Here is a 14,596-nt window from a genome sequence, read left to right on the forward strand (position 1 = left end):
GATGGCACGCGCACCTTCCCGTACCGACGCCTTCCGTCGCCGGCTCGCCAGTCTTTGCGCAGCCGGGCTGACGGTCGCTGCACTGGGCGCCGATGTTGTGATCAGTGTGGCCCAAGCGCAGGGCAATGCCGCCAGCCAGCCCGCAGCGCGTCCGGTGCTCAATGCGCATCCGACATGGTCCGAGCTGTCGACCACGCATCAACAGGTGCTCGCGCCGCTGCGGCCGCTCTGGGACACCATCCCCGAACTCAATCGACGCAAGTGGCAGCGCATTGCGGATCTGTATCCGAAACTGAAGCCCGAGGAACAGAAGCGCCTGCAGGAACGCATGGCCGACTGGGTCAAGATGACACCCCAGCAGCGCCGTCTGGCCCGCGAGAACTATCAGATCACGCGCACGCTGCCGCCCGAGAAGAAGGCCGAGGCATGGGATCGATACCAGCAGTTGCCTGAAGAGCAGAAGAAGAAGCTGGCCGCGGCGGAAAAAGTGCCGCGACGCCCCGGAGCCGTCAGCGCCTTGCCGTCCGGCAAGCGCCCGCCGGCCGACACCGCCCGGCAAATTCGTCGACCGGAAACGAAATCGGCCAGCGAGCCGGAGGCGATTTCCGCATCGGCACCGGTCGTGCAGACCGTCAGTGGCGCGGCCGCTGCCAGCCCTGCGCCCGTCGCTGCGCCCCCCGCCGCCCCGGCTCCTGCGCCGACACCGGCGCTGTCGCCGCCGGTCAACGGCGAGGCCGCGACCGATTTCAACCAGACCGATTCCCAGCGTCAGTAAGCGCCCGGTGTTTCGCGGCGTCGCACCGGTGACGTCGGCGCCGAAAGCATCCACCCACATCGGCGCACCCTCCGAAGCGGCCATCCTGCCGTCGCCGCTTTGGCATAATGGCCGCTTCACCTGACCGCCTTGCGCCATGCCCGCCGCGACTCCTGCCGCCGACTCCCGATCCACCACAATGCCGCTGCGCACGCCACCGCTGCGCCGTCGGCTGCTATGCATGCTCTACGAAGGCGTCCTGCTGTTTGGCGTGCTGATGGCGGCCAGTGCGGTCTATGTCGCGGTCCGGCCGCTGCTGCAGCGCGCGGGAATCGACCGTCCCTATATCGACCAGGCGTGGATGTTCATCGTGATGGGCTTCTATTTCGCCTGGTTCTGGCAGCGAAACGGCCAGACGCTGGCCATGCAGACCTGGCGCATCCGTCTGGAGAATGCGCACGGCAGGCCGCCGCGTTGGTCGCAGGCGGTTTTACGCTTCGTGCTGGCGTGGCTGTGGTTGCCACCGGCAGCCGCGGTGGGCCATGCGCTGGGACTGACCAAGGGACCGTTCATCGGTGCCCTGGCCGCCGGATTGGCGATCTGGATTTCGCTGGCCTGGCTGGACCCGCGACGGCAGTTTCTCCATGATCGCCTGGCCGGTACCCGCCTGACGGATCTGCGCCAGCCGCAGCCATGAACCTCACGGCCGCCGCGCTGCGCCGGGCCGCCGTGTTGGTGCAGGCTGCGAGCGCATGCGCGGTGGCCGCCTGCCTGAGCAGCGTGACAGGTTGGCCGTGGCCGCTGGCGCTGGGCGGCGGCATCGTGGTGGTTCTGCTGATTTTCGGCGCCAGCGTAGCGCTCGCGTTCGCCGTCACGCTCGGCGGCTTCGGCATCCCCATGGCGCAGCGCCCGCCCGCCGACATGCGAGCCGACGGCCCGGCCCCAATGCAGCCCCACATGCCGGGCGATATCGCGCGCCGGTCATCGCTTGATCTGCGATCCGCGGTGGTGTGCTTTCTCGCCGAATACCGCGCGGTTTTTCGCATGTTCAATTGGCTGCAGCCTTTCCACTCGCGACTTTCGTTCGCCCCGCCGACGCACCCGTTGCCCGATGCGCCGCCGGTGCTGCTGGTGCATGGCTACGGCTGCAACCATGCGATCTGGCTCGACATGGCGCCCGCACTGGCCGAGGCCGGTTACTGCTGCGAAGGTATCGACCTGACGCCGGTGCTCGGCAATATCGACCAGTACGCAGTGCAGTTGCAGCAACGCATGCGCGCGATCAAGGCGCGCAGCGGCCGCGCTCCGCTGCTGGTCTGCCACAGCATGGGCGGGCTGGCCGCGCGCGCCGCGCAGGTGCTGGCCGCCCGTTCGGGCGATCTCGACGCCTGCGCAGGCATCGTCACGCTGGGCAGCCCACACCACGGCTGCGCGCTGGCGCGCTTCGGCAGCGGTCACAACGCGCGGCAAATGCGCTGGCAGAGCCCCTGGCTGGTGGCGCTGGCAGCCGCCGAAACACCGGCGATGCGCTCGCGCATCGTGTCGGTCTTCAGTTGGCACGATTCCATTGCCGGCCCGCCCGGCACCTCCTGGCTCGACGGCGCCCACCATCTCGCGCTGGATGGCATCGGCCATGTGTCCCTGCTGCGCCACCGCCGCGCGATCGATGCAACGTTGGCCGCGCTGACGATATTGCGTCGCGAAGCGGCGCTGCGCGACGCAGTGGCGCCGCCCTGATTCACCGGGAGTTCAGCATTCATGTGACATTCATGTTTCCGTCACGGCTTCGTCATGACGCGCTGGCCCAATGCTGCCATCGCCGATACCGGGGCCGTCATGGTTCAAGCCATCCGATCTGCTCGCATAAGTTTGACCAGGGTTACGCAACGTCTGCGTGGAAGGCCCGACCCAACGCTCTCGATGTCCGCGGCACTGGCCGCATTCATGCCGCCCCCGACGGAAAGGTCCGCCGCGCCTCCATCGCTGCGCGAGCCCGCCGACCCCGCCACGCTCCCTGCCTCGCCTGAACCGCCCACGCACCGCTATCGCGCCATCTGGCTGTCCGACATCCATCTCGGCACGCCCGGTTGCCAGGCCACGTATCTGCTCGACTTTCTCAAGCACAACGAATCCGACGTGCTTTATCTGGTTGGCGACATCATCGATGGCTGGCAACTGCGCCGTGGCTGGTACTGGCCGCAAAGCCACAACGACGTGGTGCAGAAACTGCTGCGCAAGGCGCGCAAGGGCACCGAGGTGATCTACGTGCCCGGCAATCACGACGAGGCGGCGCGCCAGTTCGATGGCATGGCGTTCGGCGACATCACCGTGCGTGAGGACGCGGTCCATGTCACCGCCACGGGCAAGCGGCTCTGGGTGGTGCACGGCGACCTGTTCGACGGCGTGGTGCAGCACGCCAAATGGTTGGCCTACCTCGGCGACTCGCTGTACACGATGATCCTGGCCGTGAACCGGCATTTCAATCGCGTGCGGGCGCGGCTTGGATTCGACTACTGGTCGCTGTCGCAATACCTGAAGCATCAGGTCAAGAACGCCGTCAGCTACATCAACTCGTTCGAGCACGCGATGGTGGACGAAGCGCGCCGCCGCGGCTGCGACGGCGTGGTCTGCGGCCACATCCACAAGGCCGAAATCCGCGACGTGAACGGACAGCTCTACTGCAACGACGGCGACTGGGTGGAAAGCCTGTCCGCCCTGGTCGAGACCATGGAAGGCGAACTGAAGATCGTCTACTGGACCACGCTGCTCGATCCGCCCGCTCCCGCCGGCCGCCGCCGTCGCGCCGCCAACGTCGCCGCCTGACCGCCATTCCCACCCCGCATCGCGCGCCCGCCATGCAGGCGCGCGATGCGGCGCCTCACCACATACGGCACAGCCGCCGCAAGGAGTTCCGATGAGAGTCCTGATCGTCACCGACGCGTGGGAACCGCAGGTCAATGGCGTAGTGCGCACGCTGAAATCCACGCGCCGAGAGCTCGAAGCCATGGGCCACGAAGTAAATCTGCTCACCCCGCTGGAATTCCGCACGATCCCCTGCCCCACCTATCCCGAGATCCGCCTGTCGATCCTGCCTTCGGCAAAGGTTCGTCGGCGCATCGACGCGTTCCAGCCCGATGCCTTGCATATTGCTACGGAGGGTCCGCTCGGGCTGGCCGCGCGCGCTTATGCGCTGCGTCACAAGCTGCCTTTCACCACGGCCTATCACACGCGCTTTCCGGAATATGTACAGGCGCGCTTCGGCATTCCGCTGGCCTGGACCTATCGATTCTTGCGCTGGTTTCATGGCGCGGCGCGCGCGGTCATGGCGCCGACCCCGGTGGTACTGGACGACCTGCAGCGCTTTGGCATTACCAACGGCGTACTGTGGACGCGCGGCGTTGACCTGGACGTGTTCACGGCGCAGCGAGCGAACGTTTTAAACACCGCGCATCCGATCTTCCTGTACGTGGGACGTGTGGCGGTGGAAAAGAACGTCGAGGCGTTTCTCCAGCTCGATCTGCCCGGATCGAAATGGGTGGTGGGCGATGGCCCGGCGCTGGCGGCGCTGAAGGCCCGTTACCCATCTGCCAACTATCTCGGCGTGCTGAAGCAACCGGAATTGGCCAGGGTGTATGCTTCCGCAGATGTCTTCGTGTTTCCAAGCCGGACTGACACCTTCGGGCTGGTATTGCTGGAAGCGCTGGCCAGCGGCCTGCCTGTGGCGGCATACCCGGTAACGGGGCCGATCGATGTGCTGGGTGACAGTCCGGCCGGCGTCATGCATGAGGACCTGAGAGAGGCATGTCTGGAGGCGTTGCGCATCGACCGCGCGACGGCACGCGCCCACGCGGAGAAGTTTTCGTGGCGCGCGGCCTCCGAGCAGTTCCTCAAACATCTGCGTCCGCTGTCGGCGACAGTGGGCGGATCCGACAATCCGGCATCTCCCGTCGCACCCGATCATGGCCAAGCCCCATCCCACGCTACCGCCCGATCCGTCGCTGCACCGGCCGACCACCACGCAGGTGGCCGCTGAAGTGGAATCGGAATATTCGATCGCCAACAATCCCCACAAAGGCAACCGCGGCCTGACGCGGGCATGGCATGCCGCCATCAACTCGATGTCGGGCCTGCGCTATGCCGTGCTGGAAGAAAGCGCTTTCCGGCAGGAACTGACGCTGGTGATCATCCTCACGCCGTGCGCATTCATCCTGCCGGTGTCGGTGGTCGAGCGCGTGTTGCTGCTGGGCACGCTGCTGCTGGTCCTGATCGTGGAGCTGCTCAATTCGAGTGTCGAAGCGGCCATCGACCGGATCTCGCTGGAACGCCACAGCCTGTCGAAGCGTGCGAAGGATTTTGGCAGTGCGGCGGTCATGCTGGCGCTGATCCTGTGCGGCGGCACATGGATCGCCATCGGCGGACCGCACGTGGTGCGCTGGATCGGGATGCTGGCGAGCTAGCCCGCAAAACAAACACCCCAAGCGCTGGCGTGCAGCCTTGGGGTGTGTTCTGGTCTGGCGACGGCTCCGCAGCGCAACGGCGTGAAACCGTCCCGCCGGTCGTGGGTCTTCGGCGATTCAGGTCTTTTCGCGCGCCGCCTGCCACTTGTCGACGCGCACGCGCGGCGCGGCCGCCAGTTTGCCGAGCAAACCCGACGGCGAACTCGAAACATGCAGCATATCGGCATGGACCTGCTTCAGGAAACCTTCGCTGACGGCATGGCTCAGGAAAGCCAGCATGCCGTCGTAGAAGCCGGCCACGTTGAGCAATCCGACAGGCTTGTCGTGATAGCCGAGCTGCGCCCAGGTGAAAGTCTCGAACAGTTCCTCGAAGGTGCCCACCCCACCGGGCATGGCGATGAATGCATCGGCGCGGTCGGCCATCATCTGCTTGCGCTCATGCATATTGCGCACCACGTGCAGTTCGGTCAGGCCGCGATGTCCCACCTCCTTCTGCATCAACGCATCGGGAATGATGCCGATGGCCATGCCGCCGTGGGCCAGAACGCTGTCCGCCACGATGCCCATCAGGCCGACCTTGCCGCCGCCATAGACCAGCGCGAGGCCCTGTTCCGCCATGGTCTTGCCGAGCACCTTGGCCACCTCGGCATACTCGGGCCGAACACCGGGGCTCGACCCGCAATACACGCAAACCGCTTTCATCTCTTGTCCTTTTCGGCCCTGGCGGCCTCGGCTTCGGCCTTTTGCGTCGCATATTCGCGCGCGAGCTGGTCGAATGCCTCGCGTGCCTTGCCGCGCAGATACGGCGCCAGGATCGAGAAAATGTGATAGCTCGACCCATGCAGATAACCGCGGATCTGCTCGGGATCGTTATATTGCCGCGGATGTTGCACGAACTGGAACGACAGCCAGTAGGTGGCAATCACCACGATGTTGGTGCAGACGGCGTCGACCTGCTCCGGCGTGGCTTCCATGTCGCCGTCTTCCTGGAACTGCCGGCAGATTTCCAGCGCAAAGCGCTTCTTCTGTTCGACGATGCGCTTGAAGTTGGTTTCGAGCATCCGGTTGCGCGCCAACAGATCGTTGATGTCGCGATAAAGGAAGCGGTAGTTCCAAAGAAACTCCGACATGTACTGCAGATAGCCCCAGCTTTCTCCCAGCGTGGCCTTATGGTCCTCCGGCATCTTGAGCCGGCGCTCCATTTCCTGCTCGAAGCGCACGAAGATGGAGTTGATGATGTCGTCCTTGTTGCGGAAGTGGTAGTACAGATTGCCAGGGCTGATCTCCATGGCTTCCGCAATCGTCGTGGTCGTGACATTGGGCTCGCCAAGTTCGTTGAACAGACGTAGCGAAACATCCAGGATGCGGTCTCTGGTGCGGCGCGGACCGGCTTGCGGTTTGGCTTCCATGGGTATCGGACGGACTTTGTATCTGCAGGATTCGGATTATAAGCACAGTGGGCGGGCCGGCCGACGGCATGTGACGTGTGCGCTGCGGACCTTCCAAGCATTCTACGATTCAGACAATTCAGCCAAGACACCACAATCGAGTGTTCGTGAAGCACACTTGCATGCTCGTCTTCCCTTCCACGCTGGAGCCACTCTTGAAGCGTCTTCCGTTTTCTCTTGTCCTTGGTGCGCTCGTCACCGCGTCCGTTTTAGCGATGCAAAGCGCGCCAGCCGCCACCACGTCGGATTTTCGCTTGCGCGCCGATATGCTGCCCGCGTCCTGCGACCTGACGATCTCGAACAACGGCATCGTCGACTTCGGCGTCATCATGGCGGCCAGCCTCAGCGATACCGGCTTCACCCGGGTCGGCAAGCGGGACATCACCCTGAATATCACCTGCGATGCCGCGGCCAAGGTAGCGATTTCCGCCTCGGACGGGCGACCGGGGACCATTCCCGCCGGCATCGGCAAGTTCCTGTATGCGAATCAGGATGACGCCTCGGTGTTCGGCGCAGGCAATGTCGACGGCCACAATATCGGCGGCTATCTCGTATATCACAACGCCGATGGCACCGCGGACGGGGTGCCAGCCTACGTGATCAGTTCGGAGGACAACGGCATCTCGTGGGTGGAGTCGCATGGCAGAACCAATTCGATCACGCCGACGCGGATCCACGGCTGGTCAAGAACCGTTGGCGGCACGCCGGACAGCTTTACGGTGACCTCGCAGCCCTACGTGGTGGAACTGGCGCTCAATCGCAAACAGGACCTGCCCGCGCTAACGGGTCAGATTCCGATCGACGGGCTGGTGACGTTCACCATCCAGTACCTCTGATCAGAACGACGACCCCGGCTGGCTCAGGAAGTGCAGCTCTTCGGTGCTGCTCTGTCTTCCCAGTACCGCGTTGCGATGCGGAAAGCGGCCGAAGCGCGCAATGATCTCGCGGTGCCTTACGGCCCATTCGACGACATCCACCTTGCCGCCGGTCTCGTCGCGCAGCGCTTGCGTCTCGCGCACGGAAATCTCCTGCGCCTCGAGCGATTCGGCATGTTCGAATGGCAGATAGCAGAACACGCGATGCCATGGCGTCGGCAGCTGATGATCGAGCCCTTGCAAAATCATGCGCTGCGCCAGCTCCAGGGCCAACCCATCGGTAGCAAAGCTGCGCGCGTCGCTGCGAAACATGTTGCGCGGGAACTGATCGAGCAGCACGATGCGCGCGCAGGCGCCTTCCGCCGTCACGGACCACTCATCGGCCGCGCCATCGCAGGCGGCCTGCCAGAGCGAAAGAAACCGCGCGCGGATGTTTTCGTCGAATGCGTCGGAATTGGCAAACCATTCCCGGCGCGACACATTCCATGCGGGCGATTCGGGCGTCCCAAACCAGAAGTCGAGCACCGCGCGCGCGGCTTCGGGCGTGCTCTTAGCGCTGGACATTGCGCATCCAGTCCGCGGTTTGGAACAACGCCTGCATCAGCCGCATTTGCAGGTCTTCGGACAACCCGACGTCCTGCATCGCCAGCGCCATGCAACGCATCCACTGGTCGCGCTCGCTGGTGCCGATCTCAAATGGCAGATGACGCGCGCGCAGGCGCGGATGACCGAAACGCTCGATAAAGTAATTCGGGCCGCCCAGCCAGCCGCATAGAAACCAGAACAGCTTGTCGCGCGATCCGTCGAGCGACGGCGGGTGCAGCGCGCGCAATCCGGCGAACTCGGCTTCCAGATCCATCAGGTCGTAGAAGCGGTCCACCAGTTCGCGCACCCGCTTCTCGCCGCCGATCAATTCATACGCGGTGATCTCTTCCCGCTGGTCGTTTTGCGGGGTATCCGCAGATTCATGGCTCATGGCACTGTCACTCAATTCACATCGCGCAGCGTGGCCAGGGCCGGTTGTCGCAACACTTCGCGCAATCCCAGCCAGCCGCCCGCAAAAGCGCACAGCATGCCAGAAACCACACCCACCGGCACGATCCACGGGTTGAAGCGGTATGGGAAATCGAACACGAACTGCGACAGCCCCCAGCCGATCGCGATGGCGCCCAGGCTTGCCAGGAAGCCGGCAAGCCCACCCACCACCAGGAACTCCGCGTACTGGGTCTGCCGCACCAGCGCAGCAGGCGCTCCTAACGCCTTCAACAGCCCGGCATCGCGCTTGCGCTCGTCGCGCGCGCCCGACAACGCCGCGTAGAGCACCGTGACGCCAGCCAGCAACGTGAAGATGAACAGGAATTCAACCGCCGCAATCACCTGGTCGAGAATTTGCTGGATCTGCCGCAGGATCAGGTCCGTATTGACGACGGTGATATTGGGAAATGCCGCGGTCAGCTGATTACCGAGGGCGGCCTTGGCGGGCGGCAGATGAAACGAGGTGATGTAAGTCTCCGGAAGTCCCTGCATCTTCGATGTCGGCAGGATGACGAAGAAATTCACGCGCATCGATCCCCACTCGAGCTTGCGCAGCGAGGTGACCGGAGCTTCGACGATCTGCCCGGCGACATCAAACCGCAAGGTGTCGCCGAGGCTGATATGCAGCGTCTTGGCAATACCCTCCTCCACCGATGCGCCAGCCAGTCCGGCGCCCGCGCCATCCCAGCGGCCAGCCACCACCTCGTTGCCATCCGGCAGCTTGTCCATGTAGGAAAGATTGAACTCGCGCTCGACCAGATTGCGCGCCCGCCCGTCCGGGTAGCTGTCGGCCCGCACCGGCCGCTCGCCGATCTGGATCAGGCGCCCGCGCACCATGGGAAAAAGCAGGTCGTCGACACCGTTCTTTTCCAGCATCGCGCGCAGCGGCTCGCGCTGGTCGGGCTGGATATTGATGATGAAGCGATTGGGCGCGTCGGCCGGCGTGGCGTTGCGCCACGAATCGATCAGATCGTTGCGCGTCATGCCAAGCAACAGCAGCGCCATCAGCCCCACCGCAAGCGCCACGGTCTGCAGCACCGTCACGCCGCGCCGCCGTTCCAGCACGGCCAGCGCAAAACGCCAGCCCACGCTGCCGCGCGCCCGACCGCGCATGCCGCGCGACAACGCCATCAGCAGGCCCAACGCCAGCAGCGCAAACACGATGCCGGCGGCCACAAATCCGCCGGCCGTCGTCACGCCCAGTTTGAGGTCGCGTGCGGCGGCCATCAACAGGGCCACGAAGGCGCCCAGGCCCAGCGCATAGGCGATCCACGCCGAGATTGGCGGCAGGCCGATATCGCGCCGCAGCACGCGCAGCGGCGCCACGCGCGTCAACGCCAGCAACGGCGGCAAGGCGAAGCCGCCGAGCAGCAGCATGCCCGCCGCCACGCCGATCAGCGCCGGCACGATCGACGGATGCGGGAGCGAGACCTGCAGCAGCCCGCCCAGCGACATCAGCAAGCCATAGTGCGCCGCATAACCGAGCGCCACGCCAACCACCGCGCCGCCCAGCCCGAGCATCAGGAATTCAATGGCGAACGCCGCCAGAATCTGCCCGCGCGACAGGCCGAGGCACTTGTACACCGCGCACGCATCGGTATGGCGCTGCATGTAGCGGCGCGCCGACATCGCGATCGCCACCGCCGCGATCATCGACGACAGCACCGCCACGAGCGACAGGAAGCGCTCGGCACGGTCCAGCGTGGCGCGCATCTGCGGCTGGCCCGATTCGAGCGATTCCACGCGTGTATTGCGCAGGTGGCGCCGCGCGATCTCGTCGGCCGCCCACTGGCGATAGTTGGCGGTGGCGGCGTCGGGCCCGGCCACCAGCAGCCGGTACGTCACCCGGCTGCCCCAGCCGATCAGCCGGGTGGCCTCGAGGTCCGACATTGGCAACATCACGCGCGGCGCGAAATTCATGAACCCGGCGCCGCGATCCAGCTCCTGCGTCACGATCCGGTCGATGCGGAACGTCTTGCTGCCGAGTTGCAGTCCATCGCCGATGCGCAGATGCAATGCGATCAACAGCGCTTCGTCCACCCACACTGTGCCGGGCGCGGGAATCGTCCGTGCTTCGGATTCCGCCCCGCCGGGAGATTCGGCCACCTTGGTGCGCCCGCGCAGCGGATAGCCGTCGGTCACCGCCTTCAGCGCGGCCAGCTGGCTCGGCGCTTCGGCCTGCGCGGCAGCGCCCGGCGCGCGCGCGGTGGCCATGCTGGGAAAGGTCACGGTCTGCGCCACCTGCAGCCCATCGCGCCGGGCCCGCTCGGCGAACGCCGGATCGAACGGCTGATCGGCGACCAGCAGCACGTCGGCGGCGATCATCTGGCGCGCGTCGCGCTCGAGGCCCAGGCGCATGCGATCGGCCAGGAAGCCGACGCTTGTCAGCGCCGCCACCGCCAGCACGAGTGCAAACAGCAACAGCGTCAGTTCTCCCGCCAGCCAGTCGCGCCGCGCCATGCGCAGCGCCTGTCTGAATGCGGAAAATTTCACGTTACGTACCACGGGAGAGGAGGCAGTCGACATCGGAGCAGAGGTAGCGGTCGGGCGTCAGGCTGACGGATTCATGGACGGCTGGGCGGCTGGGCCTTGCCACGCAGGCTGGCATGCAGGCGCCGGACGCCGCGCCAGAGCTTGGGCACCAGCCAGATGGCAATCGCCAGGAACAGGGCGAGCATGACGAAGAACACCACGGGCAGGAAAAATGCCAGCAACAGCCCGCCCATCGTGCCGACGTCCTCGGTGAATGAGGCCGCCCAGTTCGAAAATGGTTCAGGCGATACATTGATCAGCGCGCGTGTGCCCGCCTTGGCGGCGTGCGCCGTTCCGGCCAGCGTGCCACCGATCAGCCCGGCGGCCACGGTCCACTGGGCGTCCATATGCCCGAAAGCCGCGGCAGCCAGGATCGCGCCGGCGGGAATCCGGATGAAGGTCTGGATGCTGTCCCAGGCCGTGTCGAATCCGGGCACCTTGTCGGCCACGAATTCGGCCGCCGCCAACGCCCCGGCCACGCCAATCACCCACCACGACGACAGCACATGCAGGCCCGCCGGCAAGTCCAGCCAGCCCAGTCGCGCCAGCACGCCGGCGGTCAGCACGGCCAGATACAAGCGCAGACCGCTGGCCCAGGACATGCCGGCGGCCAGCGCGGCGGTTTCCAGCATGACACCCTCGCATGGTTTTCACTTCGAACGTTCGAGGAGTGTAACGCCAGCTGGCGAGTCGGCGCGCCGGACGCCGTGCCCGCGCCGGGGTGTGGCTTGCAGATTGCGCGCCGCCTCGCGCGGCCGCCCTACCCGGTCGCCGATTCGAGACGCGGCAACTGCGGCAGATCGGAAGCCACCTCGGCGATCATGCGGCGCAGCCACGTGACATCGGGCGCCGCATGGCAGCGCTCATGCCATAACTGGTAAAAACGCATGCGCGGAAACGCCACGGGCGACGGCACCATGCGGATCGGCAGGTATTGCGCATAGTGGGCGGCAAACTGGCGGCCCGTGGTGAAGACCATGTCGGTCTTCATCAGGACATAGGGCACCAGCCCGAAGTACGGCAGCGTGACCTGGATGTTGCGCTTGTAGCCCTGCTCGGCCAGCGCCTGGTCGATCATGCTGCGCTGCATCGACGCATACGGGGCCGGCGCCAGGTGCGGCATCTCCAGGTAGTGCCGCAGCGTGAGCCCATGGCGCGCCAGCGGATGCTGGGCGCCCAGCATGCATACGACCTCGTCGTCGAACAGCGGCGAGATGTGCAGATGCTCGGGCGGCGACAGCCAGTTGCCGACCACGATGTCGAGATGCCCCTGTTCGAGCGCATCGAGAAAATCGGTGGACTGCGTCATCGGATGGACGAACAGCTTGGCGCCAGGCGCCAGACGCCGCACGCGCTCGACGATGTTGGGCAGGAAGAACGCGTCGAGGTAATCGGGCGCGCCGACATGGAACGTCCGTGTGGTGGTGGCCGGGTCGAACTGTTGCGGCGGGCGCGCGATGCGGTCCATCGCCGCCAGACTTTGTTCGGCCAGCAGCAGCAGTTCGCGCCCGCGCTCGGTCGGCACCATGCCGCTTTTGCCGCGCACCAGAATGGCGTCGCCGGTAATTTCGCGCAGCCGTTTCAGCGTATTGCTGATAGCCGGCTGCGACTGCCCCAGGCGGACAGCGGTGCGCGTCACGCTCTGCTCGGTCAGCAGGGTGTGAAGCACGCGCAGCAAATAAGTATCGAGATGATCGCGTCCGTGCATGGCAGGAATTGCCCCGCGCCTGGTCGGCGGCGTAGGTGGCGTGGGGGAAGGGAACGGCGCATAGTGTAAGACAGGCACGCGCAATTCGGTCAAATTCGGCGCCGCGGCCGCCCATCTGCAGGCGGCGTAAGGGAAGACCCGTAGATCGCCGCCAGACCGCCCCTGGCATGGGGTGGCCGCCGCCCGGCAAGACCCGCGGCGCGCCTTGATGGGGCATATCACATGGGCCGAATATTGCATGAAAAGGCCAATGCTATGTTTGGCGCATCCCCGAAAGAGAGAAGATCATGGAGACGCAAACCATCCGCTTTTACCATCGCGGCCAGGTTCAGGAAGTGTCCGACGCCCCTGTCACCCGCACCGTACTGCAATACCTGCGCGAAGACGTACGCTGCACCGGCACCAAGGAAGGCTGCGCCGAGGGCGATTGCGGCGCCTGCACCGTCGTGATTGGCGACTTGCAGGCCGACGGCAAGCTCGAATTCAAGGCCGTCAACGCCTGCATCCAGTTCCTGCCCACGCTCGATGGAAAGGCCCTGATCACCGTGGAGGACCTGCGGCAGGCCGACGGCACCCTGCATCCGGTGCAGGAAGCGATGGTCGAATGCCATGGCTCGCAATGCGGCTTCTGCACGCCGGGCTTCGTGATGTCGCTGTGGGCGCTGTACCAGCAGCACACGCCCGGCGGCGAGCCGCCGGCGCGCGAGCAGATCTGCGATGCGCTGACCGGCAACCTGTGCCGCTGCACCGGCTATCGCCCCATCGTCGACGCGGGGCAGCGCATGATGGCCCTGCCCGCGCCCACCGCCAGCCGCATGAACCCGAAGGAAATTGCCGACACGCTGCGCAACCTCAAGCGCGGCGAAACGTTCCACTACAACGTGCGCGGCCAGCATTTCTACGCCCCGCGCACGACCGCCGAATTCGCCGCCATCAAGGCTGCCGAGCCGGAAATCCGCATCCTGGCCGGCAGCACCGACATCGGCCTGTGGGTCACCAAGCAGTTCCGCGAGCTCGGCAACCTGCTGTATGTCGGCCAGGTCGAGGCACTCAACACGATCGCCACGCGCGACGGCTTCATCGAGATCGGCGCCGCTGTCACACTCGAAAACGCCTACGCGGCGCTGGCCGCCTCGCATCCGGAACTGACCGAGCTGTGGAAGCGCTTTGCCTCGCTGCCGATCCGCAATGCCGGCACGCTGGGCGGCAACGTGGCCAACGGTTCGCCGATCGGCGACTCGATGCCGGCCCTGATCGCGCTGGGCGCCGAGGTGGTGCTGCGACACGCGGACACGCGCCGCACGATGCCGCTGGAAGATCTCTACTTGGCCTACCAGAAGACCGCGATGGCGCCGGGCGAATTCGTCGCCGCGCTGCGTGTGCCCGTGCAAGGGCCGCGATTCTTCCGCACCTACAAGCTGTCGAAACGCTTCGACGAGGACATTTCCGCCGTGTGCGCTGCGTTCGGCATCACCGTCGAAGACGGCATCGTGACGTCGGCGCGCATCGCGTTCGGCGGCATGGCGGCCACGCCGAAGCGCGCCGCGCTGGCCGAGGCCGCGCTGACCGGACAACCGTGGAACGAAGCCACCGCGCGCGCCGGCATGGCCGCGCTGGGCCAGGACTACACGCCGCTGAGCGACATGCGCGCCACGTCGAGTTATCGCGCGCGCGGCGCCGCCAACCTGCTGTATCGCTTCTGGTTGGAAACCCGCGACAACGCGCTGCCGGCCGCCATGGTCAACGTCCGCGCCATCGGCGCCGGTGAAACCGTGAGCGCCTGAGGA

Annotated in this window: 15 protein-coding genes; 8 read left to right on the forward strand and 7 right to left on the reverse strand. The window is 65.7% G+C overall.

The genetic code is table 11. The features are described from left to right. The first annotated feature begins 1 nt into the window (after position 1). The 6 genes from F7R19_RS03120 (at position 2) to F7R19_RS03145 (ending at position 5,211) form a co-directional block, all read left to right on the forward strand. Positions 2-775, forward strand: a complete 774-nt coding sequence (locus F7R19_RS03120) for a DUF3106 domain-containing protein (RefSeq protein WP_150979338.1) — start codon at positions 2-4, stop codon at positions 773-775. Positions 776-911: 136 nt separating this feature from the next. Continuing rightward, complete coding sequence (locus F7R19_RS03125) at positions 912-1,451, forward strand: RDD family protein (protein WP_061957796.1); 540 nt, start codon at positions 912-914, stop codon at positions 1,449-1,451. Continuing rightward, positions 1,448-2,491: an esterase/lipase family protein gene (locus F7R19_RS03130; protein WP_150979339.1), complete on the forward strand. Its 1,044-nt coding sequence runs from the start codon at positions 1,448-1,450 to the stop codon at positions 2,489-2,491. Before F7R19_RS03125 ends, F7R19_RS03130 begins: the two co-directional genes overlap by 4 nt. Positions 2,492-2,590: 99 nt before the next feature. Beyond that, positions 2,591-3,577, forward strand: coding sequence for a UDP-2,3-diacylglucosamine diphosphatase (locus F7R19_RS03135; RefSeq protein WP_061957849.1), 987 nt, complete (start codon positions 2,591-2,593; stop codon positions 3,575-3,577). Between the two features lie 91 nt (positions 3,578-3,668). Further along, a complete protein-coding gene (locus F7R19_RS03140; RefSeq protein ID WP_150979340.1) occupies positions 3,669-4,787 on the forward strand; it encodes a glycosyltransferase family 4 protein in 1,119 nt (372 codons plus the stop codon). Next, complete coding sequence (locus tag F7R19_RS03145; RefSeq protein WP_150979341.1) at positions 4,714-5,211, forward strand: diacylglycerol kinase; 498 nt, start codon at positions 4,714-4,716, stop codon at positions 5,209-5,211. Before F7R19_RS03140 ends, F7R19_RS03145 begins: the two co-directional genes overlap by 74 nt. Before the next feature lie 117 nt (positions 5,212-5,328). Here F7R19_RS03145 and F7R19_RS03150 read toward each other — a convergent pair whose 3' ends face one another. Together F7R19_RS03150 and F7R19_RS03155 are read right to left on the reverse strand one after the other, a co-directional pair. Beyond that, positions 5,329-5,913 (reverse strand): LOG family protein, encoded by a 585-nt coding sequence (locus F7R19_RS03150; RefSeq protein WP_150979342.1) that lies wholly within the window; start codon positions 5,911-5,913, stop codon positions 5,329-5,331. Next, positions 5,910-6,620 carry a TetR/AcrR family transcriptional regulator gene (locus tag F7R19_RS03155; RefSeq protein WP_150979343.1) on the reverse strand — a complete coding sequence of 237 codons (711 nt, stop codon included), beginning with the start codon at positions 6,618-6,620 and terminating at the stop codon, positions 5,910-5,912. Before F7R19_RS03155 ends, F7R19_RS03150 begins: the two co-directional genes overlap by 4 nt. Positions 6,621-6,760: 140 nt before the next feature. Here F7R19_RS03155 and F7R19_RS03160 point away from each other — a divergent pair, with 140 nt between their 5' ends. Further along, positions 6,761-7,495: a DUF1120 domain-containing protein gene (locus F7R19_RS03160; RefSeq protein WP_150979344.1), complete on the forward strand. Its 735-nt coding sequence runs from the start codon at positions 6,761-6,763 to the stop codon at positions 7,493-7,495. On the opposite strand, the gene F7R19_RS03165 is transcribed toward F7R19_RS03160, so the two are convergent. The 5 genes from F7R19_RS03165 to F7R19_RS03185 all read right to left on the reverse strand — a co-directional run bounded on the left by F7R19_RS03165 (position 7,496) and on the right by F7R19_RS03185 (position 12,809). After that, positions 7,496-8,098 carry a DUF924 family protein gene (locus F7R19_RS03165; RefSeq protein WP_150979345.1) on the reverse strand — a complete coding sequence of 201 codons (603 nt, stop codon included), beginning with the start codon at positions 8,096-8,098 and terminating at the stop codon, positions 7,496-7,498. Then, positions 8,085-8,510, reverse strand: a complete 426-nt coding sequence (locus F7R19_RS03170; protein WP_061958460.1) for a group II truncated hemoglobin — start codon at positions 8,508-8,510, stop codon at positions 8,085-8,087. Before F7R19_RS03170 ends, F7R19_RS03165 begins: the two co-directional genes overlap by 14 nt. 11 nt (positions 8,511-8,521) lie before the next feature. Next, the gene (locus tag F7R19_RS03175) at positions 8,522-11,095 is read right to left on the reverse strand and encodes an ABC transporter permease (RefSeq protein WP_150979346.1); all 2,574 of its coding nucleotides are present in this window, start codon (positions 11,093-11,095) and stop codon (positions 8,522-8,524) included. Between the two features lie 38 nt (positions 11,096-11,133). Next, entirely contained in the window at positions 11,134-11,733 is a 600-nt protein-coding gene (locus tag F7R19_RS03180) for a DUF4126 domain-containing protein (protein WP_061958462.1), read from the reverse strand. A 128-nt stretch (positions 11,734-11,861) separates the two neighbouring features. Beyond that, complete coding sequence (locus F7R19_RS03185) at positions 11,862-12,809, reverse strand: LysR substrate-binding domain-containing protein (RefSeq protein ID WP_150979347.1); 948 nt, start codon at positions 12,807-12,809, stop codon at positions 11,862-11,864. A 287-nt stretch (positions 12,810-13,096) separates the two neighbouring features. On the opposite strand from F7R19_RS03185, the gene xdhA reads away from it, so the two are divergent. Continuing rightward, on the forward strand, positions 13,097-14,593 hold the full coding sequence (gene xdhA, locus F7R19_RS03190; protein WP_150979348.1) for a xanthine dehydrogenase small subunit: 1,497 nt from the start codon (positions 13,097-13,099) through the stop codon (positions 14,591-14,593). Positions 14,594-14,596 lie beyond the last annotated feature (3 nt).

Origin of the sequence: Cupriavidus pauculus (assembly GCF_008801835.1) — a bacterium.
Lineage (GTDB): Bacteria > Pseudomonadota > Gammaproteobacteria > Burkholderiales > Burkholderiaceae > Cupriavidus > Cupriavidus pauculus.